The organism is Flavobacterium sp., from assembly GCF_027484945.1.
Lineage (GTDB): Bacteria > Bacteroidota > Bacteroidia > Flavobacteriales > Flavobacteriaceae > Flavobacterium.
This window is the reverse complement of the sequence record NZ_JAIXRZ010000008.1, coordinates 1-21,453: the sequence shown is the minus strand read 5'-3', so window position 1 is coordinate 21,453 and position 21,453 is coordinate 1. Positions and strand designations below refer to the sequence as shown.

Here is a 21,453-nt window from a genome sequence, read left to right as displayed (position 1 = left end):
GGAAAAGACAAGTGTGGCCTTAAAATTTGAGGTTCCTACGCAAAAAGCCGCGATGGCGAGTATTACAAAAACCTTAGCGGGTCCAGCAGCGTCTGACTACTACAATGCTGCGCAATATTTTTATCAAGCAAATATTGAAATGGCTAAGGCATTAGAATATGTGAGCAAGGCGGTTGGATTAGTTAAAACTGGTGAGGATGTACCGTTTTGGCATTTGCGATTGAAATCCTTAATACAAGCCAAGTTGGGTGATAAAAAAGGTGCAATTGAAACTGCTAAATTGTCCCTAGCCGGAGCTCAAAAAGCCAAAAACGATGACTACGTTAAAATGAATAACGATTCTATAAAAGAGTGGAGTAAATAGAAATTGTAATTAAATCTCTTTTTTTGAACATGCCTCAAATAGTAGCTAACTTTTTGAGGCATGTTCATTTTCAGCGGATTTTTTTTTAAAAACAAACTTACGAGTTATTCGGTAAGTTCATTTTTCAAAATTGTTTCTCCCGATTGAGGTAAGATTAATTGAAGAATCCATCCCAAAAGTACGGTGAGCAATGCCCCAATAAAATTCAGCCATAAGAAACTCACAACATCCAAATAGTAGATGTAAAAAATTAAAAGTTGTGAAATAACGGCACCATAGAATAGGGCAGTAGCTTTAATATATTTGATATAAAAACCAACGAGGAAAATTCCGAGAACCGTACCATAGAAAATCGACCCAACGATATTTACCAACTGAATTAAATTTTCAAATAAAGTACCCACGCAGGCAAATAAAATTGCTATAATCCCCCACAATAGCGTAAAATATCGGGTGGCCATTACATAGTGTTTATCCGACTTAGTAGTTTTGATATTACGCTTGTAAATATCGATTGCTGTAGTTGAAGCCAAAGCGTTTAATCCAGAGGCAGACGATGACATAGCAGCACTCAAAATTACGGCTAGCAATAATCCAATCAGTCCTGTGGGTAAATAATTCAATATAAAATAAAGAAATACATAATCTTTATCATTGGTTTCTGCTTTGGGATCAGCTTTTTCGATTAATTCTTTAGCTTGATCACGCAGGTCACGCTCTTTACCCGATAAGGCGGTTAATCGATTTCGTAAAATCGGATTATCATAATTTTGATTTAAATGATCAATATACAATAAGTTATATTCTTTTTTTTCTTCGGTCAATGCTTTCAATTGGTCTTCCAACTGCTGGTATTCTTTTTCATAAGCAGACTTCTCAATAATCGATTTATTTACCGGGTTAAAGTTTAAAGGAACTTCATTAAATTGAAAAAAAACAAAAACTAAAACGCCAATAAGTAAAATAAAAAATTGCATGGGTACTTTTAAAAAACCATTCATGATTAAGCCCATCTGACTTTCCCGATCTGATTTTCCTGAAAGATACCGGCCCACTTGCGATTGATCGGTGCCAAAATAGGCCAAACTTAGAAAGAACCCGCCTGCAATTCCACTCCAAATCGTATACCGCGTTTCTGGATCGAAAGAAAAATCAACTACATTCATTTTCTCATTGGCACCAGCAATATGCATAGCATTTGAAAGGGTCATGTCATTCGGTAATAGCGATAAAATGAGAAAAAAGGTGATAATCATCCCGCTCATAATCACAAACATTTGTTGCTTCTGCGTGACATTTACAGCCTTTGTTCCCCCGGAAAAAGTATAAATGATAACTAAAATTCCAATTATGATATTCAAAAGCGTAAGATTCCAACCCAATAGCGTAGACAATACAATCGATGGGGCATATATAGTCAATCCCGTTCCAAGACCACGCTGAATTAAAAACAAAATCGAAGCAAGCGACCGGGTTTTAAGATCGAAACGCTGTTCCAAATATTCATAGGCAGTGTAGACTTTTAATTTATGATAAATAGGTATAAATGTTAACGAAATAACCACCATGGCAATGGGTAAGCCAAAATAAAACTGAACAAATCCCATTCCGTCATGATAGGCTTGCCCTGGAGTAGATAGAAATGTGATCGCACTCGCTTGGGTGGCCATAACCGAAATACCTACTGTAAACCAGTTGGTTTGCTTGTTGCCCAAGATGTATTCTTCTACATTGCGACTTCCTTGGGTTTTATAAACCCCATAAATTACAATCGAAAGTAAGGTTACCGATAATATGATCCAATCCAGTTGCTGCATCCTAGGAATAATTTTCCATAAGTAAATAAAAAATCAAAATATAAAGCGCGTTTATCACCAACAGCCATGTATAGTTATTGCTCCATCGGTTTTCTTTATTGGTTTTCATAAGCCATTAGTTTTTTGCCGAAATTAAATTTGCTAATAAACGATAGGCACCAGGTACTCCCTCTGGTAATTCTCGAAAAAAGCTTAATCCCGTGTAAATATAAGTACCTTTTCCGTAGGGTGCGACCAAGATAGCGCCGTCTTTGGGACTTTCACCCTGATCATTAGACGAAATTACTGCGGTAAATTGCGCATCCCATTCGTTTGGATAATAGAGTCCTTGTTCTTGTTTCCATCCTTTAAAATCGGCTTCTGTAATTTTATTTGGCGTATTCAAAATAGGATGATTGGGTTCTAAGAATCGTACCTCCGCATTTTCTTCGGTCACGCGATCGCGCGATATTTTAATAGGATAAGGGGCAATATCTTGGGTAACTAAATCATCCAACGTATTGTATTGAACAATCATCGTTTTGCCATTTTTTACAAAATCAAGGAGTAATTTTTGCTTGAAGGCCAGTTGACTAACTACGTTATAGGCCCGAATACCCGTCATCACAACATCGGCAGTTGCAAGCAATTCTGGAGTAATTGCATCGGGTTTAGTAATAAGAACCTCATAGCCCATCTGTGTTAGACTTTCGGGTACTTCATCACCAGCACCCATAATGTAAATTATTTTCGCTGCATTGGTTTTAATATCCAACTTTATAGCCTTAGCACTGGCGGGTTTTAAAACCATTTGCTTGTAGATATGCGGATAAATAATATCGATTTTATCATGTGAATATACTTTTTCATCCACCGTTACTAAACTTTGAATGACGGCTTCAGAGGCTTCTTTTGGTGGCGCGAGTACAAATTCTATAGTTGTTGTTTCGCCTTTATGTTGCATTGAAAAAGGGACACGTTCGGGACTTGCTTTCCAACCTTCAGGAACGGATAAGCTGACAGCTCCCGATACATTATCTTTGCCTGATTTTACAATAACGTGTATTTCACGACTTCGGTTTTTTGGAAAAATTGCTACTTTTTCTTTAATCGTTGAAGTTACAATTGGAACTATATCCAAGGGTTGATAAACTTCCCCTTTAACATCGTCATTATATTTGTAAATAATCGTTCGCGTAAATTGAATTTCAACTCCAAGAATACGCAAATAAAATGTCACTTGGGTTGGTCGTAGCACATCGGGTTTGCCAATTAGTTCTTGATTATTAATTGAATACATCCCAATAGTCCCAGCCTCTTTTAGGTAATAGGGTGAGGTGTATGCTAATGTTGAAGGAAGCGTAAGCTGAAACGATGTTGTACAACTCTTGTTAAAAGCTAAATTTTGATTTTCCCAAATTGCCTTAGTTTTAGGAGCTGATTCAACACGATTAATAGTAATAGCGTTGGAACTTCGGTTAATGGCTTCTAATTTTACTTTCAACGTATTACCAGGAGTAACTTCTTGAACATCGGCAACGGCTTCCAAATATAGTCCGGCGCATGCGCTGATTATTGCTTTGATTTCTTCTGATTTTTGGTTTCTCCAAAACGGATCTTGAAGTTGTTGTATTAGCAAATACGCTTTAACTAAATCGGGCACACTCGCACCGGGGTTATTAGGATTGTATTCTTTTTGAACTTTAGATAAAAGTTCACCTACAGCTTTTCCATCCGTCAAACGGTTCCAAGTGGTGTCTATCCCGTCAAATAAATTGTTTTTTTCAATAGGAGGCGACCCTTTTAAAAATTCTAAGTATTCAAATTCCTCCCCGCGACTTCCGGTATTTCCAAATCCTTGTGATTGATGGCAACTCCGACTTAACGCAGCTATTTCCTGATTGGATTTTCCGGCAAAAGGGTAAAATACACCAATTTGCAATTGGGCTTGATTGCTTTTGTCGGCTTTTTCAAATTTTTCTTTACTTCCATAAAACCACCAAGAGGTATTAAAATAAATTCGATGCGGTTGCCATGTTTGTACATAATCCAATTGATTGGAAAATTGATTGGGTTGATTGGCCAAATCAAAAGCTTCCATTGAAAGCAGTGCAGACGCGGTATGATGACCATGCGTAGTACCAGGGGATCGGTGATCAAAACGATTGATGATAACATCGGGTCGAAACGCTCGAATTGCCCATACCACATCACTCAACACAAGGTTTTTATCCCAAATTTGAAGGGTTTCGGTTGGATTTTTAGAAAATCCGAAGTCATTTGCTCGAGTAAAAAATTGTTCGCCACCGTCGATTTTTCGTGCTTCAATAAGCTCTTGGGTACGAATAATACCTAATAATTCGCGCAATTCGGGTCCGATTAAATTCTGTCCACCATCACCTCTTGTAAGCGATAAATAGCCGGTTCGGGCATGCAGTTCATTGGAAAGATAGGCAATAAGACGGGTGTTTTCATCGTCGGGATGCGCTGCAATATAGAGCACATTTCCCAAAAAATTCAGTTTTTCAATCTGATGATAAATCTCCGAAGCATTCGGTTTATTCGGTCGTTGTGACCAAGAAGAAATGCATAGGGTGAAAGAAAAAAAAAAAAAAAATCTACGCATGAGGATTGGTTTTGAAGCTTCCAAAAATACTGTTTTTTGTTGGCGTAATTTTTTCTTTTTCATTAATCCATAAAATCGGGTTGATCATTATGAGGTTTAAGAATCGTAATGCCTTTTTGTAGCAAAAGGTTGTTAGGATAGGTATTAAGCGCTCCATCCTGCGATCGAAGGTTGATATGAAAAGCATTAATATCTTCGATCTCGCCTTGAACTGGAAAATCTTTATCGTTAATACAAATAACATCACCAATCTTGAATGGAAAAAAGAAAAAAAGTATAATCCCCGAAGTGATATTACTCAAAATTGACCATTGGGCAAACATAGCAACTCCAATAACTGTAGTAATGGAAGAAACAGTTACGAGTATATCTTCTTTTTGGACACCCCAGATTACAATTAACGCTATAAAGGCAACGATATTGATCAGTAAATCAATGTATTTAATTACGAGATTGGCGCGGTGTTCAAGATTGTGGTTAACTTTGGCATAACGGCGAACGACTTTAGCAACGAGTAATCGAAGCACAAAGACTACAATGAGTACACTTGCGGTTGCTATTATTTCGGAGGTAAATTGATTGAATTCCATTTATAAATGACCTTCTTGATTTCTTTGGTTATAATAATTCAATTGGTGTTCGGCTACATAATTTCTAAAAATAGCTACAAGTGATTCATAGTACTTTTTTAAATGCTTGACCGTAAGTTCGGGATTGCTATCAATTGGAATGGTCACAGGCATTTCATTTAAATAAAGGTGCAGTTCAGGATAATTTTCGCGAATCACCATGGTTACTTTCAATATTTTGGCATTCATTTCCGCTTCCGTTTCCATAATCGAATCGGTATTTGGGTTGTGCCCTATAAAAGTAAAACTATTTTAAAAAATGAGTTGTTAAATAATGATAAACTTTTTCAGTTGGCAGCCCTACTACATTAGTATATGAACCTTCTATTTTTGAAATTCCGGTCAATCCGATCCAATCTTGTATTCCATAGGCCCCAGCTTTATCAAAAGGTTGGTATTTTTTTAAATAGTAATGAATGGACTTTAATGATAATTGTGCGAAGGTCACTTTTGTTTTTTCAAAAAAAACGACTTCACTTTCTTTAGTTTTAATGCAAACCGAAGTGATTACTTCATGCGTGTTGGCGGATAATGCTTGTAACATTTGCACTGCATCGGTATAATCTTTTGGCTTTCCTAGTGCTTTATTTTCTAGCCAAACTATAGTGTCGCTGGTAACTAAAACCTCATGATCTGCTAAGGTTCCTTCAAATGCAGCGGCTTTGAGTTGGGCTAAATAGTTGGTTATCGCTTCCGCATGTAAGTCGTTGGGATAGATTTCTTCAATTTCTTTGATGCGAATTTCAAACTCAAGATCCAAATCTTTAAAAAATTGCTGCCTTCGGGGTGAACCTGAGGCAAGAATAATTTTGTAGTTATCCAACATTATGAATTAAATTTAATGTTAGTACTGCTAAAGAGAAAATTCCAAATACGGTTATCACTTTCATTAGTAAACTTAATTGGGAATAATCGGCTTTCGTTTTGGCTTGAAATATGCGAATAGCTACAAAAAAAAGCGGAGCAATGATTGTAAGTCCCAAGTAGCCCATTAGGTAAAACAATTTGTTTTCAAGTAAATGGGTAAAACAATAATATAAAATTAAGCCACTACTAATCATTGCCAAAACAGCAATAATTAAATTTGTTTTTTGAATACCCAATGCAATGGGAAGGGTTTGCATACCTTGTGCATCATCACCTTCACGATCTTCAGCATCTTTTATAATTTCTCGAATTAAGGTGATTAAAACGGCGATGAGCGCATAATTTTTAACCATACCAAACAAAGCGCCCATGGCTAGTTGGTTACCTTGATGCGTTACCGGATACACATCAAATACGGGGACCAATAGTACGCTAGTTCCAGCCAAAAGTGCAATAACTAAATTGCCAACCAAAGGCATTTGCTTTAATGAAGAAGAATAAATATAAAGGAGTGCCACAATTAAAACGAAAAATACGCCAAAGCCAGGTCGACCAATAGCGTTGGATAAATACATTCCAATTCCAACACCTAAAATGGAAAGTCCAGCATACAAATAATAGGCAAAATCCTCTGCAATTGATTTTCCAATAATGCATTTATTGGGTTTGTTAAGCGCATCAACTTCTTGATCGAAAATATCATTAATTATATAACCTCCGGCTGCGATACAAACCGAAGCCAATACAAAAAGACTGTATTCAAAATGTGTTAATGCGAAGTAATAATTTAGTTGTTCAAAAAATCCATAGCGGATAATCAATTGCATAATGGCCAAAACCATTAAATTTTGGTAACGGATTAATTTTAAATAGTTCATCGTTAACATAGAAAATTCAGTGTAATTAATCGTGTTTTCCGTTGTAATAGGTGTGCCATTTGCCTTGTACTTTCATGACTTGCTCAATCACATCGCGCACAGCTCCCTTTCCACCATTTTTATGAGAAATATAGGTTGAAATCGCTTTGATCTCTGGACTTGCATCTTGCGGGCAGGTGGGAAGCCCTACTTTTTGCATTACATGATAATCGGGAATATCATCGCCCATATACAATACTTGTGAGGGCTGAATTCCGTAGATGTCACAATATTCCTCAAATGTAGCTACCTTATCGGGCGTAGCTAAATAGATATCGGTGATGCCTAGATTGCGCAATCGAATGCGAACCCCTTCATTACTGCCTCCCGAAATAATACAGACCTTATAACCCGATTCTAAAGCTGCTTTCATTGCAAAACCATCACGAATGTTCATTTCGCGCAACATTTCACCTGTCGGAGATACATGTACGGTTCCATCGGTTAGTACGCCGTCGACATCCAATACAAATGTTGTGATGCCATTCATGAGTTCTTTATAACTTTTTGCCATGATCAATAATAGATTTTGTCAAGAGTTGGTAAATTTCTTTTTGGGTTGTTTGGTTGAGCATTTCCAAATGGCGATTCAGTGTTTCGGTATCGTCGCGAAGTGCCGGACCCGTTTGCGCTTCTTTTGGGGAAAGTGTTTGTATTTTATCAGCGGTTTCGCTAATTAACGGTTTGAGAACCGCAAAGGGTACATTATGTTCATTGCATAAATCTTCTCCTATTTGGTAGAGATGATTGGTAAAGTTACAGACAAATACTGCGGCAAGATGTAATGCTTTTCGTTGGTCTTCGGACACTTGATAGACCGCATTTGATACCGATTCAGCTAGTTTTTTTAACCGGTTATAATCGGCTTCATTTTCGGCTTCCAAACAAAAAGGAATTTGGGTATATTCGATTTGTTTTCCATGCGTAAATGTTTGTAAGGGATAAAATACCCCACGCCGATTTTTTGAATTTAAAACGGATAAAGAAGTTGTTCCCGACGTGTGGACTACCAATTGGTCTTTAAGGAGAAGACTATTGGAAACCGATGCAATCGCATGGTCAGCAACCGCTATCAAATAGATGTCAGCAACAGTTAATTGTTCAGGATTGGTAATAATATCGAGGTCAGGAAATTGATTTTCAAGCGTTTTTGGATTTCGGGCTAAAACTTGAACGATGTGTACATTTCCACTTTCGCGAAAGGCCAAAATAAGATGCTGCGCCACTTTTCCGGAACCGATTATTACCACTTTTACCATGGATGTAAAAGTATTAAAAAATGAGCAAAATGCAATTTTATTCCAAACACCCTACATTTCCTAATATTCCTTTAAAATCAGCAATGGTTCGCTGTAAAAACATTTTTTTTGGTGTATTTTTGCATAAATTTTATAGAAATGGCCGATCGTATCGCTTCCTTTTTGTTTTCTACCCGTTTAATGGCGGTTTTATTTATTCTATTTGCAACTGCAATGGCTGCGGGAACCTTTATTGAAAGTAGTTATAACACAGATACTGCTCGTATTTGGATTTATAACACCAAATGGTTTGAGTTAATTATGCTGTTTTTTCTAATCAATTTTTTTGGAAATATCAAGCGTTACCAATTGCATTTACGTAAAAATTGGGTGACTCTGCTGATGCATTTGGCTTTTATTTTTATTATAATCGGTGCTGGAATTACGCGATATATTAGTTATGAAGGAGTCATGCCCATACGTGAAGGCGAAAGTGCAAAACAATTCTATTCAGATAAGAATTATTTAACCGTATGGATTGACGGTCAATACCAAGGCGGTTTGAAACGTCGAATTATTGAAAAGCCTTTGCTGTTGTCTGAAGCTGTATTTCCTCCTTTTGCGTCGAATCATTTTTCAATTGATGAAAAATTTGACCAAACACCTTTCCAAATCACCTACAAAAAGTTCATGATGGACGCCAAACAAACCATAAAAGCGGGTTCGAATGGCAAGTTTTTCTTGAAAATGGTTGAGGCTGGTGGTGGTGAACGTCATGAGCACTCTTTAGAAGAAGGCGTTGTGCAAAACATTCATGGGCTACTTTTTACCTTAAACAAGCCAATGGAAGGTGCCATTAATTTAATTACAGATGGCAAAAAGACGACAATTCAATCTCCATTTGCTGGGAATTTTATGCGTATGGCCGACCAGTTCAAAGGGGAAATTGGTGCTAATAGTAAGCAAGACTTAATGTTTCGATCGTTATACAACGTTGGTGGCTCTCAATTTGTTTTTCCTGAACAGCCAATTAGAGGGAAAAAGGAGTGGACATCGGGCACCAACTACAAAGCCAAAAATGCTGATGACGCTTTAATTGTAACCGTTACTTCGGGAGGTAAATCGCAAGAGGTGACCTTGGTGGGGTCGAAAGGAAAGACCGGTGAACCGCAAGTAGTAAAATTGGGCGGTCTAGAGTTTACCTTGCTCATGGGGAGTAAAGTATATGAATTACCATTCAGTATGCGTTTAAATGATTTTATAGCAGATAAATATCCGGGTACCGAAAAGAGTTATTCGGCATTTAAAAGTAAAGTGACCGTAATGGATAAAGGAAAAAATACCGACGCCGAAATTTATATGAATCATATTTTAGATTATGGCGGGTACCGCTTCTTTCAGTCTTCGTTTGATCCCGATGAGAAAGGAACAGTACTCTCAGTCAATCATGATTTTTGGGGAACATTGATCACTTATATTGGTTATTTTTTATTGTTCTTTGGTATGTTAGCGCTCTTATTTGATAAGAATACCCGTTTTGCAGATTTGAAAAAGAAATTGGCTCAAGTTAAAGCTAAAAAGCAAGCGTTAGCAACGTTAGTACTACTATTGTTGAGTTGTTTTGTTCAAGCACAGCATACAGATCATGACGGTCACCAACATAATAGTCCGCTTGGTGTCCCTGCTAAATTTAGTTTTTTGGATTCAGTAAAAAAGTATGCAGTTCCCGAAATTCAAGCCGAGAAATTCGGTCGATTAGTCATTCAAGACGAGGGCGGTCGGTTGAAGCCGGTCAATACGTTTTCCTCTGAACTGCTGCGAAAAGTTAGCAAAAGTGATACGTACGAGGGTTTAAATGCCGATCAGGTATTTTTATCGATGGTGATGTATCCGCGCGCTTGGGAAAATTTACCAGTTATTTATTTGAAAAGAGGAAACGATAGTATACGAAAAATTATTGGCGTTGATGCGGAAGTAAAATATGTGAAATTTAAAGATTTTATCACTGAAAATGGAATGTATAAACTAGCTCCTTTTTTGGATGATGCTTATAAAACGACCAATCCCAATAATTTCCAAAAGGATTTTGTAGAAGCCGATAAAAAAATCAATTTATTATACAGTGCCATGTATGGCGGGATATTAAAGATTTTTCCTGTTCCTAAAGATAAAAGCAACAAATGGGTTTCTTATATGGAGTTGAATCAGGCAACGGGTACTGATTTGGATAAAATAAAGAATGCATTCCCCTATTATTTGAATGAATTGGGTCGCGCCTCCAAAACAAAAAATTACACCTTAGCCAATACCTTGTTGAAAGGGTTAGAAGATTTCCAAAAAAAATACGGAAAAGCAGTTCGTCCTTCGGATCAACAAATCGATTCGGAAATCATATTAAATAAATATGATGTTTTCCGAAACTTATTTTGGTTGTATATGCTCGCGGGTAGCCTAATGTTGGTTCTAGTAATTGCTCGTATTTTTACCAACCACCGATTATTACGCATTGCGATCAATTCATTCCATGTTTTTATTGGAATTTTGTTTGCATTGCATACTGCGGGATTAATTGCGCGTTGGTATGTTTCGGGGCACGCACCTTGGAGTGATGCTTATGAGAGTATGATTTATGTGGCTTGGGCGACGATGTTCTTTAGTTTAATGTTTGATCGAAAATCAAAGCTAACCATTGCAGCAGGGACATTTGTCACTTCTATGATTTTGATGGTAGCCCATATGAGTTGGATGGATCCACAAATTGCCAATCTACAACCGGTATTGAATTCGTATTGGTTAATGATTCACGTTGCCGTAATTGTAATGAGTTACGGACCATTTACATTGGGTATGATTTTGGGTATTATAGCGTTAGTACTGATGTTGGCTACCAATGAAAAGAACAAGGAAGTAATGGTATTAAACATTAAAGAAATAACCTACATCAATGAAATGGCTTTAACTTTAGGTTTAGTATTATTAACCATAGGTAACTTTTTAGGAGGGCAATGGGCAAATGAAAGTTGGGGTCGTTATTGGGGTTGGGATCCAAAAGAAACTTGGGCGTTAATTAGTATTATGGTATATGCCTTTGTTATCCATGCACGATTGGTTCCAGGTTTACGCGGATTGTTTGCATTTAATTTTATGAGTGCTTTGGCGTTTGCTTCAATACTTATGACTTATTTTGGTGTAAATTTTCACCTCACCGGTATGCATTCGTATGCCACGGGTGAAAAACAGAATGTAGCTATTTACCTTCGTATTTTTGTCGTTTTTATGCTTTTTTCATCATTAGTATATTGGCGCTATCGAAAGTTTTATAAGTCATAACCAAAATCATTATTAAGGTTCAATCGTATTGTTGGGCCTTTTTTTATGGGATTGATTGCTTGCGGTTTGTTCTAAAACTAAGCAACGAACTTATCCAATTCGTTTGCATTTCTTTTCTCTATTGGTTAAAGAAAGGTAAAAATTAACACAATTTTATTGAATGTATCGGATACAGATGGACAATTTGAACTAAATTCGATAAAAAAATTATGAAACTAAAATTTATTGCACTAGCGTTGTTCATGTTCATGGCATCGTGCAAAAACAACGAAACTTTACTTGCAGAAAACAAGACTAATTTCATAATCAACGAACCCATGACTACCCGTGAAACCATTTATCAGTTTAAAGTTGAAGATATAGAAGGTACTGTTTTTGACTTCGCCTCACTTAAAGGGAAAAAGATAGTAGTAGTAAATACGGCATCCAAGTGTGGATTAACCCCACAGTATAAAGCATTGGAAGCCCTTTATGAGCAATACAAGGATAAAAATTTTGTGATAGTTGGTTTTCCCGCCAATAATTTTGGAAAACAAGAGCCGGGTACCAATAAAGAAATTGCTACGTTTTGTCAAAAAAACTACGGAGTAACTTTTCCAATGATGGCTAAAGTTTCTGTAAAAGGGGAGGACATGTGTGGGGTATATCAGTTTTTAACACAAAAATCGCGAAATGGTTTAGAAGACAGTCAGGTAGAATGGAATTTTCAAAAATACTTGATTGGTTCCGATGGACATTTAGAAAAAGTAGTAGCACCGCAAGTTTCCCCGATGGATTCAGAAATTGTTGATTGGATTACCAAGTAAAAATACGCCCCATTTTATATGGGGATTTTTTTTTAAAAGTGTTCGAGAAAATATGTATTTTTACAACCCAAACAGCACACTTCACCATGAGTCAAAAAGTCTTACTCAATTCGACAGAAGTACAGATCATATTGCATCGTTTGGCTTGTCAGTTAATCGAAAAACACCTTGATTTTAGTTCGACCGTTTTAATTGGACTACAGCCACGTGGTAAATTTTTGGCCCAACGTATCGCCCAGTTGTTGCAAGATGAGTATCAAGTATCCAATGTGCGCTTGGGATTTTTGGATATTACTTTTTTTAGGGATGATTTTCGAAGAAGCGACAAACCATTAGAAGCAAATAAAACTCAAATTGATTTTTTGGTTGAAAATCAAAAAGTGGTTTTTATTGATGATGTGTTATATACAGGCCGAAGTATTAATGCTGCTTTGACCGCTATTCAATCGTTTGGTCGACCCTCTGAAATAGAATTATTAACCTTTATTGACCGTCGTTTTAGCCGTCATTTGCCAATTCAACCCGATTATCGTGGACGGCAGGTTGATGCTATAAATGAAGAGAAAGTCAAAGTTTGTTGGCACGAAAACGAAGGCGAAGATGCGGTCTATTTGGTTACACAACATTAAACAACAACGCAATGACTGAACTTTCTGTAAATCACTTGCTAGGTATCAAATATCTCAAAGATGAAGATATTCAATTGATCTTTGAAACGGCAGATCATTTTAAAGAAGTAATTAACCGTCCTATAAAAAAAGTTCCTTCTTTACGCGATATTACTATAGCAAATATATTTTTTGAAAACAGTACCCGAACCAAATTATCCTTTGAATTAGCGCAAAAGCGATTGTCAGCCGATGTCCTTAGTTTTTCTGCAGCACAATCTTCGGTTAAAAAAGGGGAGACCCTTATTGATACGGTAAATAATATTTTGGCCATGAAAGTGGATATGGTTGTGATGCGGCATTCGCATCCTGGTGCTGCTTATTTTCTTTCACAAAATGTAAATGCACGAATTATCAATGCAGGAGATGGAGCCCATGAGCATCCAACACAAGCACTACTCGACAGCTACACAATCCGAGAGCGTTTGGGTGATATGGCAGGCAAAAAAGTAGTTATTGTAGGTGATATTCTCCATTCTCGTGTAGCGTTGTCTAATATATTTGCTTTACAAATGCAAGGTGCAGAAGTTCGCGTATGTGGTCCTAACACTTTGATTCCTAAATACATTGAAAGTCTAGGTGTTAAAGTTGAATCCAATTTGCGAAATGCTCTAGCCTGGTGTGATGTTGCCAATATGTTGCGTATACAAAATGAACGATTGGATGTGACCTATTTTCCTTCTACCCGCGAATATGTGCAGCAATATGGATTAACAAAAGAAATTTTGGATTCGTTATCAAAAGAGATTGTGATTTTACATCCTGGTCCAATTAATCGGGGTGTCGAAATTACTTCTGAAGTCGCCGATGGTCCGCATTCCCTTATACTTGATCAAGTTGAAAATGGAGTAGCTATTCGTATGGCAGTGATCTATCTTTTGGCTTCAAAAATTAAACAATAGCATGAAAGTTACCGTTAAAGGACATACTACAGTAATTCGAAATACGGCTGATACAGCTGTTGTGTTTTGTGATAAAATTAGCCATGAATTGGGAAATTTTCGCACTCAAAATTTAATTTTAGATTTAACTCATGGACGTGTATCCTTGGCTGATATAAATGGCTTCTTGTCCCTATCAAAGGCCCATAAAAAAGAAAAAAAGTCGTTTGTAATTGTGGCTCAGGATATGGATTATAATGCCATTCCGAATTCGTTGCATGTAGTGCCCTCATTACAAGAAGCCCATGATATTATAGAAATGGAAGAGATTGAACGTGATTTAGGATTTTAAAATGAACCATAAAATTTTTATTTACAGCTACACTATTATACTGTTGGTGTTGACCTTTATCTTTTTTCGCCGGTTGTTAGAGAATTTAAAATCGGGTGATTTTGAATATTTGAAATTAGCACTAAATTTAGGGATTATGGTAGTTCTAATTCTAAAAATTGTGCGTTTGGGTAAAATTGAAAATCAAAAAAACAACGCTAATTGAAACTAACGCTATTAGGTTGTTACGCCGCCACACCCCGAACCTTATCCAATCCAACTGCTCAGGTTTTGGAAATCAAGAATCATGTTTTTTTAATTGATTGCGCAGAAGGCACTCAAGTCCAATTGCGAAAAAGTAAAATAAAGTTTTCAAAGATCAATCATATTTTTATTTCCCATTTGCATGGCGATCACTTTTATGGATTGGTTGGGTTGATTTCGACTTTTATGCTCTTAAACCGTGAACATGATTTGCATGTATATGGCCCTAAAGGGATTAAAGAAATAATCTTACTACAGCTGCGTGCTTCGGGTTCATATACGGGGTATTCGTTATTTTTTCATGAATTGGAATCAAAAACACCGGTACTAATATTTGAAGATGAAAATGTTCGGGTTTCTACAATACCTCTAAATCATCGTATTTATACTAATGGTTTTTTGTTTCAAGAGAAGAATAAAGAACGTAAAATCAACCTTGAGAAGGTTGAAGAATATGGCATTGATAAAGTATATTACCAAAAAATTAAGTATGGAGGGGATATACAATTGGATGATGGCCGAATTATTCCCAATAGTGCGTTAAGTTTTGACCCTGTAGTAGCTCGAAGTTATGCGTATTGCAGCGATACAGTTTATGATGAACGTATTGTTCCATTATTAGATGGGGTCGATTTATTGTATCATGAAAGTACATTTCTCGAACGCGATGCCCATTTGGCAGAACGAACAATGCATTCAACCGCAAAACAAGCCGCTCAAATAGCCCTTTTGGCAAACGTACGATACTTATTGTTGGGCCATTATTCCACACGATATGGATCAATTGAAGAATTTAAGTCGGAAGCAGCCACACTATTTAATCAGGTTTGGTTGGCAGAAGACGGAAAAGAAATTGAAATTCCGTTGCGTTAATTTTACTTCCCATTCTTTTGCCTTATTTTCGTAAATAAATTGATGTAAAATGAAAGACTTAGGCAATTACCGTAAATCGTATCAAAAAAGTGAACTTTTAGAGGGGGAACTCCCTGAAGATCCTATTAATTTATTTAACCGCTGGTTTCATGAAACGGAGGACTTTGGTGGTATTGAAGAAGTAAATGCGATGACCATTGCTTCCATAGGTTTGGATGGCTTTCCCAAGTCAAGGGTTGTTTTATTAAAAAAGTTCAACGAAGAAGGATTTATTTTTTATACAAATTATGAATCAGAGAAGGGGAGAGCATTAGAAGTCAACCCTAACGTATGTTTGTCGTTTTTTTGGCCTACGATGGAGCGTCAAGTAATTATAAAAGGGGTAGCTGAAAAAACATCAACTGTCGTTTCGGATAATTATTTCAATAGTCGTCCAGATGGAAGTAAATTGGGAGCAATTGTATCACCCCAAAGTGAAGTTATTCCCTCTCGAACATTTTTAGAAGAAAATTTACAACAATTAGAAAAGGAATATGAAGGACAGCCCATCCCTCGACCAAGCTATTGGGGTGGTTATTTGGTGCGTCCTGTAGTAATAGAATTTTGGCAAGGTCGACCAAATCGATTACACGACCGAATTCGATATTATCTATTGACAAATCTTTCATGGAAAATAGATCGTCTCGCTCCTTAAAATGTAAGAAAATTACCTAATAAAAATAAATAAATATGTAGTTCATCGATTATTTTTGTCATTTCAGCGATGTAGTAGTAAGTTTGGATAACCAAATCAAAACAACGTTCATCAATTATTAACAGACAAGATATTTGCCCCACATCTATCCGTCAAAACTTAACCTACTACTATGAAAGCTAAACTACTTCGTTTATTGTTACCAATTGCTTTGGTATTAACATTAGTATCTTGTTCAAAAGAAGAACAAATGGATGCTGAATTGAAAAATGCACGTTTAGTTACTACTTATAACTATTCGGAAGAAGAACTTGAACTAGCCAACTTAATCAATGCGTACCGCGTTAGTGTAGGATTAAATTCGTTGGAAATTGTAAATCACATTTCATACAAATCATTAGAACACAATGAATACATGATCGGCAATAAAGTTGTTAATCATGATTACTTCGAATCGCGCGCTAACAATATCAAGTATTTATTAGGAGCAGTTCGCGTAGGAGAAAATATTGCTTTTAATTTTTCTACGCCAACTTCGGCCTTGTATGCTTGGAGAAATAGTCCGGGACACAAAGCAAATTTAGAAGGAGATTACACCCATTTTGGGATATCGATTACCATTGATCCCGAAACCGGTAAAAAATATTATACCAATATGTTTATGAAGAGATAATTGATTTATAGTTTTGTTTGATTTTGAGAGAGACCATCCTTCGGGATGGTTTTTTTGTTTTTTTAAATATTAACAACTTACAGTCAACAGTTTTCAGTTTTCAGTTTACAGTTTTCAGTTTTCAGCTTTCAGTTTTCAGTTTACTGTCTATAGTCCAATGTCCAACGTCCAATCTCTTAAATCAAATATCAAATGTCAAATATCAAATATCAAATTTCTAACGTCTAACATCTAACGTCTAACGTCTTAAATCAAATATCAAATATCAAATATCAAATATCTAATATCTAATGTCTAACCTCTAAGCTCACAGCACAGCTCACTTCTACTACTTCGATGTTGGCAATTTTACACTTCTATCAAACAGCCTAAACATTACTAATTAATTACTCAGATTTTAACCTGTAGAATCAAATTTTCGTTCGTATTTGGGTTTATAATAGTAGAAATTACTATGCAAATAGCTTTTTAACCAAAAGGTCCTAATGTCCCATAAAAAAAACGCCTCACTTTTACATGAGGCGTCATCGGGTTTAAAACAATTTATAATTGGAATTATAATTTGATAATGATAAATTCAGAACGACGATTAGCTTGATGTTGCTCTTCTGTACATTTTGACTTATTGGTCGGTTCACATGCACAATCATTAATTAATTGGGATTCGCCATAACCTCGTCCGGTCAAGCGTGATGCAGCGATACCTTTTTCAGTTAACCAAGCAATAATTGATTTTACTCTTCGATCGGATAATGCAGCATTATATTTAGCAGTTTGACGGCAATCCGTATGGGTACGTACATCAACTTCCATGTTTGGATATTCATTCATAACCGCTAATATTTTGGCTAATTCAATTGCTGCGTCAGGACGAATATCAGCTTTATCTAAGTCAAAATAAATATTATTTAATTTCACTACTTTGGCCAAATCGTTCCCTTCCTCTATTGGTTTAACAATACGTTCCATTGCAATAGGGACGAATGTTTTTCCCGTTTCATTTCCTGTCAATACAGGGGTATCTACAGTAGAATAATCAGTTAATGATGTTTTGATATACAATTTAGTTTCGCAATCTTGGGTGCCAAAATCAAATTTACCTTCACCATCGGTTTTAATTTCTTTTATCACATTAAAATTTTGATCTTGAAGTATTACGGATACACCAGCTAAAGGAGTTCCATTTTCACGATCGGTAACAATTCCATTAACAGCTTGTTCACAATCGACAATACGTGTAATTTCTTTAAAACGATAGATATCATCATTGCCCAATCCACCTGCACGGTTGGAGGAAACAAATCCTGTACGGTCTTGTTCATTAATAATATATGCAAAATCATCATTCGAACTGTTTACGGGTTCGCCCAAGTTATGAACCCGCTTAAAGGAGCCATCCTTTTGAATTTGTGCATAATAAACATCTAAACCGCCCAAACCTGGATGACCATCTGAGGCAAAATAGAATTCACCATTTGAAGTTAGCATTGGAAAAGTTTCGCGCCCTTCAGTATTAATTAAGTCACCTAAATTAATTGGTTTACCATAGGTGCCATCGCCATTAATTGCTACTTTAAAGAGATCAGAAGCTCCTTTTGTTCCCGGCATATCTGAAACGAAATACAAGGTTTTTTCATCCGGACTTAATGCGGGATGAGCCGTTTGATAATCGTTACTATTAAAAGGCAATTCTTTGATAGCAGTCCATTTTCCGTTTGCAAACGTAGCGGTATAAATTTTGAGTAGGGTAGCGCCACTAGCATTTTTCTCACGCTTTTCCAAAAAACTATTACGGGTAAAGTAAACGGTTTTTCCATCTTTTGTAAATGAACAAGTAGATTCATTAACACGTGTATTTAATCCCGCATCATAGCGTTTAGGATTCGATACAGCACCTCCTTCGCCGATATCGGCAACATATAAATCGGTAAACGATTCTCCCGTCCAAGTATGTTTTCGTTTTCCAATACTTCCAGTGTCTCGAGCAGAAGTAAATACAATTTTTTTATCGAGATATGCTGCTCCATAATCAGAATACTTAGAATTTATTCCGGCATTCTCAATAGTATAACGACCTGAATTTTTTTTGATTACTGCTAGATAATCTTTTTGTGAAGCTGCTAATTTTGCTCGTTGGTCGTTGCCGCTCTTTTGGTTGAAAATAGCCATCATTTCGTCTGCTTTTGCATAATCCTTTAGTGATTTAAGGGATTGTGCATAACGGTAATAGCATTCAGGTGATATGTCTTTTGTAAAGGCAAATAATTCACCATACCATTTTGCAGCATTTGTAAGATCACCTTTATAATAATAAGCGTCACCTAATTTTTGAAGCATATCCTGGGATTTATATCCCTTGGTTACTACACGTTCATAATTTTTAATGGCATCTATATAATTGTAATTAGCAAATCTATTATTTGCTTTATCAACTTTTTTAATTTGAGCCGAAAGACTTCCACACGATATAAGCGCGAAAAAAGCGAAAAATACGAATCTGTTTTTCATAGTTACTACTATTTAAATTAGAAGAATCTTGGCGAAACGATACGGTCATCGCGGTTAAACAATTCAAAGCGCAAGAAGATTTCGTGGGAACCCGAATTATAGTTTGCCAAACGTGTAGTTTCTAAGTCGTAACCATAACCCGCAAATAATCCATCTGTGATTTGAAAACCTACTTGTGCACTCATAGCTGCTCCCCATCTCCAAGAAGCACCAAGAGTTAACTTATCATAGATTAAAAAGTTACTAGATATATCAAGTTGTAATGGAGCCCCTTCAACTATTTTGGTTAAAAAAGCAGGTTTGAATTTTACATCAGGCGTTAAATCAAATACATAACCTCCAATTAAATAAAAATTCATACGTTCTTTATAAACCGCTACATCATTGTCATTGTAACGTTTGGTTTCAAAGAAATTTGGAATAGACAATCCTACATAAGATTTATCAGAGTGGAAATAAGCTCCAGCTCCCATATTCATGCTGAAATTATTGTTCAAATTTTGTAATAGCGGGTCATTTGGATTCTGATAGGTTAATCTACTAACATCTAAATTAAATAGGTTACCCGTTGCTTTGATTCCAAACGATAATTTATACGTTTCAGAAGTTTTTATAGAATAGGATACATCTGCTGAAATAGTGTTTTCATTAGTTGGACCGATACGATCATTTACAAATGATAAACCAACACCTAAATTGGTATATTGAATAGGTGTATTCATTGAAAATGAATTCGTTACCGGAGCGCCTTCTAATCCAACCCATTGTGTTCTATGTAAACCAAAAAAGCTCATCACACCACGTGAACCTGCATACGCTGGGTTTACATTAATAGTGTTGTACATATATTGTGTATACTGGGCATCTTGTTGAGCAAAACTCATCCAACCTGTTAACAGCATTCCGAAAAGTAAAATTTTTGTTTTCATTTATTTGGGTGTTTAAAAATCATCTAAAAAAATTGATTTTCCCTAAGATGATCTAAAATTATCTTGATAAATACAAATAACCATTTTTAGTTACATAATTTCCTTCTGTTGTTTTGTACTTTAAAATATAAAAGTAAGTACCGGTTGGTAATTCTGCCGATTGGTTTACAGTTGCTCTACCTTCTGAAATACCACGGAATACTCGGGTTGAATTATCATAATTGGTAGTGTCATATACTTTAACTCCCCATCGGTTATATATTTCTACTGAATTTTCTGGATAACATGTAGTATTTTGAATGTTTTCGATGATAAAATAATCATTTGCACCATCGTCATTAGGAGTAAGCGCATTATTGATAACTAAAGCAGCACATGGTTCTACTATACAAGCATTGCTATTTACAGTGATTGTTAATTCATAAACTTGTGGACAACCACCAGTAGCTAAGGTATAACGTACAATATAACTTCCATTAGGAATTCCAAATGGACTAAATACTCCCGTTGTAGTGTTTAAACCACCACTATTATTAACATCAGTCCAACTACCTGAAGTTACATCTGTACCAGGATATTGTGTGCTAATTTCATCAGCTACATCGACTGTTTTAGTGATGTCATTGTTACAAACAATATCATTATAGGTAAATGCAAATACATCATTAGTATTGGTTACATTAACTTTTTGGGTATAATTTCTTGTATTATTACATGCATCTGAAACAGTCCATGTTCGAACAATAGAGTAGGTGCCGTTTACAATTGGACCCGTTGTTTCGCTATATGCAACTGTAATTGTTGAGCCACAAGCGTCTGTAAATTGTAACTCAGGTGCTGTTGGTATTGAAGCACAAGTTGTATTTATCACAGCGAGGTAAGGTGTTGCAATTTGAGGTGCAATACTATCTACTACATTTACAATTTGAGTAACCGAAGTAGTATTTCCACAAGCGTCAGTTGCAGTCCAAGTGCGAGTTACGATATAGTTGCTTGGACAATTGCCAGCAGTAGTTGTTTCATTAAACGTTACAGTAGCTGAACCACAGTTGTCTGTAG

Annotated in this window: 19 protein-coding genes and 1 pseudogene; 9 read left to right on the top strand and 11 right to left on the bottom strand. The window is 36.2% G+C overall.

Features of this window, described 5'->3' with window-relative positions:
* Positions 1 to 364: pseudogene (locus Q0039_RS01085) on the top strand (dihydrolipoamide dehydrogenase); the annotation flags it as partial.
* A 104-nt stretch (positions 365 to 468) separates the two neighbouring features.
* Here Q0039_RS01085 and Q0039_RS01080 read toward each other — a convergent pair.
* The 8 genes from Q0039_RS01080 to Q0039_RS01045 form a co-directional block, all read right to left on the bottom strand.
* A complete protein-coding gene (locus Q0039_RS01080; protein ID WP_297507726.1) occupies positions 469 to 2,181 on the bottom strand; it encodes a sodium:solute symporter in 1,713 nt (570 codons plus the stop codon).
* Positions 2,182 to 2,296: 115 nt separating this feature from the next.
* Positions 2,297 to 4,786, bottom strand: coding sequence for a PIG-L family deacetylase (locus tag Q0039_RS01075; RefSeq protein WP_297507723.1), 2,490 nt, complete (start codon positions 4,784 to 4,786; stop codon positions 2,297 to 2,299).
* A gap of 62 nt (positions 4,787 to 4,848) precedes the next feature.
* Complete coding sequence (locus Q0039_RS01070) at positions 4,849 to 5,376, bottom strand: mechanosensitive ion channel domain-containing protein (RefSeq protein ID WP_297507720.1); 528 nt, start codon at positions 5,374 to 5,376, stop codon at positions 4,849 to 4,851.
* Complete coding sequence (locus Q0039_RS01065; protein WP_297507718.1) at positions 5,377 to 5,622, bottom strand: hypothetical protein; 246 nt, start codon at positions 5,620 to 5,622, stop codon at positions 5,377 to 5,379. It lies immediately after the preceding gene.
* Between the two features lie 40 nt (positions 5,623 to 5,662).
* Positions 5,663 to 6,241: a Maf family nucleotide pyrophosphatase gene (locus tag Q0039_RS01060; RefSeq protein ID WP_297507716.1), complete on the bottom strand. Its 579-nt coding sequence runs from the start codon at positions 6,239 to 6,241 to the stop codon at positions 5,663 to 5,665.
* On the bottom strand, positions 6,231 to 7,160 hold the full coding sequence (locus Q0039_RS01055) for a geranylgeranylglycerol-phosphate geranylgeranyltransferase (RefSeq protein WP_297507713.1): 930 nt from the start codon (positions 7,158 to 7,160) through the stop codon (positions 6,231 to 6,233). Before Q0039_RS01055 ends, Q0039_RS01060 begins: the two co-directional genes overlap by 11 nt.
* Before the next feature lie 25 nt (positions 7,161 to 7,185).
* Positions 7,186 to 7,713 (bottom strand): HAD family hydrolase, encoded by a 528-nt coding sequence (locus tag Q0039_RS01050; protein ID WP_297507710.1) that lies wholly within the window; start codon positions 7,711 to 7,713, stop codon positions 7,186 to 7,188.
* Positions 7,697 to 8,458, bottom strand: coding sequence for a Rossmann-like and DUF2520 domain-containing protein (locus tag Q0039_RS01045; RefSeq protein WP_297507707.1), 762 nt, complete (start codon positions 8,456 to 8,458; stop codon positions 7,697 to 7,699). Before Q0039_RS01045 ends, Q0039_RS01050 begins: the two co-directional genes overlap by 17 nt.
* 138 nt (positions 8,459 to 8,596) lie before the next feature.
* On the opposite strand from Q0039_RS01045, the gene ccsA reads away from it, so the two are divergent.
* The 8 genes from ccsA (at position 8,597) to Q0039_RS01005 (ending at position 16,957) form a co-directional block, all read left to right on the top strand.
* Complete coding sequence (gene ccsA / locus Q0039_RS01040) at positions 8,597 to 11,767, top strand: cytochrome c biogenesis protein CcsA (RefSeq protein ID WP_297507704.1); 3,171 nt, start codon at positions 8,597 to 8,599, stop codon at positions 11,765 to 11,767.
* A 317-nt stretch (positions 11,768 to 12,084) separates the two neighbouring features.
* On the top strand, positions 12,085 to 12,573 hold the full coding sequence (locus tag Q0039_RS01035; protein WP_297507729.1) for a glutathione peroxidase: 489 nt from the start codon (positions 12,085 to 12,087) through the stop codon (positions 12,571 to 12,573).
* An 86-nt stretch (positions 12,574 to 12,659) separates the two neighbouring features.
* On the top strand, positions 12,660 to 13,202 hold the full coding sequence (gene pyrR, locus Q0039_RS01030) for a bifunctional pyr operon transcriptional regulator/uracil phosphoribosyltransferase PyrR (RefSeq protein WP_297507701.1): 543 nt from the start codon (positions 12,660 to 12,662) through the stop codon (positions 13,200 to 13,202).
* 11 nt (positions 13,203 to 13,213) lie between these two features.
* On the top strand, positions 13,214 to 14,143 hold the full coding sequence (locus tag Q0039_RS01025; protein WP_297507698.1) for an aspartate carbamoyltransferase catalytic subunit: 930 nt from the start codon (positions 13,214 to 13,216) through the stop codon (positions 14,141 to 14,143).
* Position 14,144: 1 nt separating this feature from the next.
* On the top strand, positions 14,145 to 14,474 hold the full coding sequence (locus Q0039_RS01020) for a ribonuclease Z (protein WP_297507695.1): 330 nt from the start codon (positions 14,145 to 14,147) through the stop codon (positions 14,472 to 14,474).
* Between the two features lie 201 nt (positions 14,475 to 14,675).
* The gene (locus Q0039_RS01015) at positions 14,676 to 15,590 is read left to right on the top strand and encodes a ribonuclease Z (RefSeq protein ID WP_297507692.1); all 915 of its coding nucleotides are present in this window, start codon (positions 14,676 to 14,678) and stop codon (positions 15,588 to 15,590) included.
* Positions 15,591 to 15,639: 49 nt separating this feature from the next.
* A complete protein-coding gene (gene pdxH / locus Q0039_RS01010) occupies positions 15,640 to 16,284 on the top strand; it encodes a pyridoxamine 5'-phosphate oxidase (protein ID WP_297507689.1) in 645 nt (214 codons plus the stop codon).
* A gap of 172 nt (positions 16,285 to 16,456) precedes the next feature.
* Positions 16,457 to 16,957: a CAP domain-containing protein gene (locus Q0039_RS01005; RefSeq protein ID WP_297507687.1), complete on the top strand. Its 501-nt coding sequence runs from the start codon at positions 16,457 to 16,459 to the stop codon at positions 16,955 to 16,957.
* Between the two features lie 555 nt (positions 16,958 to 17,512).
* On the opposite strand, the gene Q0039_RS01000 is transcribed toward Q0039_RS01005, so the two are convergent.
* From Q0039_RS01000 to Q0039_RS00990, 3 genes are all read right to left on the bottom strand, one after another.
* The gene (locus Q0039_RS01000; protein ID WP_297507684.1) at positions 17,513 to 19,465 is read right to left on the bottom strand and encodes an OmpA family protein; all 1,953 of its coding nucleotides are present in this window, start codon (positions 19,463 to 19,465) and stop codon (positions 17,513 to 17,515) included.
* Positions 19,466 to 19,482: 17 nt separating this feature from the next.
* The gene (locus Q0039_RS00995) at positions 19,483 to 20,394 is read right to left on the bottom strand and encodes a type IX secretion system membrane protein PorP/SprF (RefSeq protein ID WP_297507681.1); all 912 of its coding nucleotides are present in this window, start codon (positions 20,392 to 20,394) and stop codon (positions 19,483 to 19,485) included.
* Positions 20,395 to 20,452: 58 nt separating this feature from the next.
* Positions 20,453 to 21,453 (bottom strand): gliding motility-associated C-terminal domain-containing protein (locus tag Q0039_RS00990; protein ID WP_297507677.1); only part of this gene is annotated, 1,001 nt, incomplete at its 5' end.

What these genes read in the sequence shown, in the direction of transcription:
- Q0039_RS01080 (WP_297507726.1), bottom strand. Translation starts at nt 2,181, where the DNA reads ATGCAGCAACTGGATTGGATCATATTATCGGTAACCTTACTTTCGATT.
- Q0039_RS01075 (WP_297507723.1), bottom strand. Translation starts at nt 4,786, where the DNA reads ATGCGTAGATTTTTTTTTTTTTTTTCTTTCACCCTATGCATTTCTTCT.
- Q0039_RS01070 (WP_297507720.1), bottom strand. Translation starts at nt 5,376, where the DNA reads ATGGAATTCAATCAATTTACCTCCGAAATAATAGCAACCGCAAGTGTA.
- Q0039_RS01065 (WP_297507718.1), bottom strand. Translation starts at nt 5,622, where the DNA reads ATGGAAACGGAAGCGGAAATGAATGCCAAAATATTGAAAGTAACCATG.
- Q0039_RS01060 (WP_297507716.1), bottom strand. Translation starts at nt 6,241, where the DNA reads ATGTTGGATAACTACAAAATTATTCTTGCCTCAGGTTCACCCCGAAGG.
- Q0039_RS01055 (WP_297507713.1), bottom strand. Translation starts at nt 7,160, where the DNA reads ATGAACTATTTAAAATTAATCCGTTACCAAAATTTAATGGTTTTGGCC.
- Q0039_RS01050 (WP_297507710.1), bottom strand. Translation starts at nt 7,713, where the DNA reads ATGGCAAAAAGTTATAAAGAACTCATGAATGGCATCACAACATTTGTA.
- Q0039_RS01045 (WP_297507707.1), bottom strand. Translation starts at nt 8,458, where the DNA reads ATGGTAAAAGTGGTAATAATCGGTTCCGGAAAAGTGGCGCAGCATCTT.
- ccsA (WP_297507704.1), top strand. Translation starts at nt 8,597, where the DNA reads ATGGCCGATCGTATCGCTTCCTTTTTGTTTTCTACCCGTTTAATGGCG.
- Q0039_RS01035 (WP_297507729.1), top strand. Translation starts at nt 12,085, where the DNA reads ATGACTACCCGTGAAACCATTTATCAGTTTAAAGTTGAAGATATAGAA.
- pyrR (WP_297507701.1), top strand. Translation starts at nt 12,660, where the DNA reads ATGAGTCAAAAAGTCTTACTCAATTCGACAGAAGTACAGATCATATTG.
- Q0039_RS01025 (WP_297507698.1), top strand. Translation starts at nt 13,214, where the DNA reads ATGACTGAACTTTCTGTAAATCACTTGCTAGGTATCAAATATCTCAAA.
- Q0039_RS01020 (WP_297507695.1), top strand. Translation starts at nt 14,145, where the DNA reads ATGAAAGTTACCGTTAAAGGACATACTACAGTAATTCGAAATACGGCT.
- pdxH (WP_297507689.1), top strand. Translation starts at nt 15,640, where the DNA reads ATGAAAGACTTAGGCAATTACCGTAAATCGTATCAAAAAAGTGAACTT.
- Q0039_RS01005 (WP_297507687.1), top strand. Translation starts at nt 16,457, where the DNA reads ATGAAAGCTAAACTACTTCGTTTATTGTTACCAATTGCTTTGGTATTA.
- Q0039_RS01000 (WP_297507684.1), bottom strand. Translation starts at nt 19,465, where the DNA reads ATGAAAAACAGATTCGTATTTTTCGCTTTTTTCGCGCTTATATCGTGT.
- Q0039_RS00995 (WP_297507681.1), bottom strand. Translation starts at nt 20,394, where the DNA reads ATGAAAACAAAAATTTTACTTTTCGGAATGCTGTTAACAGGTTGGATG.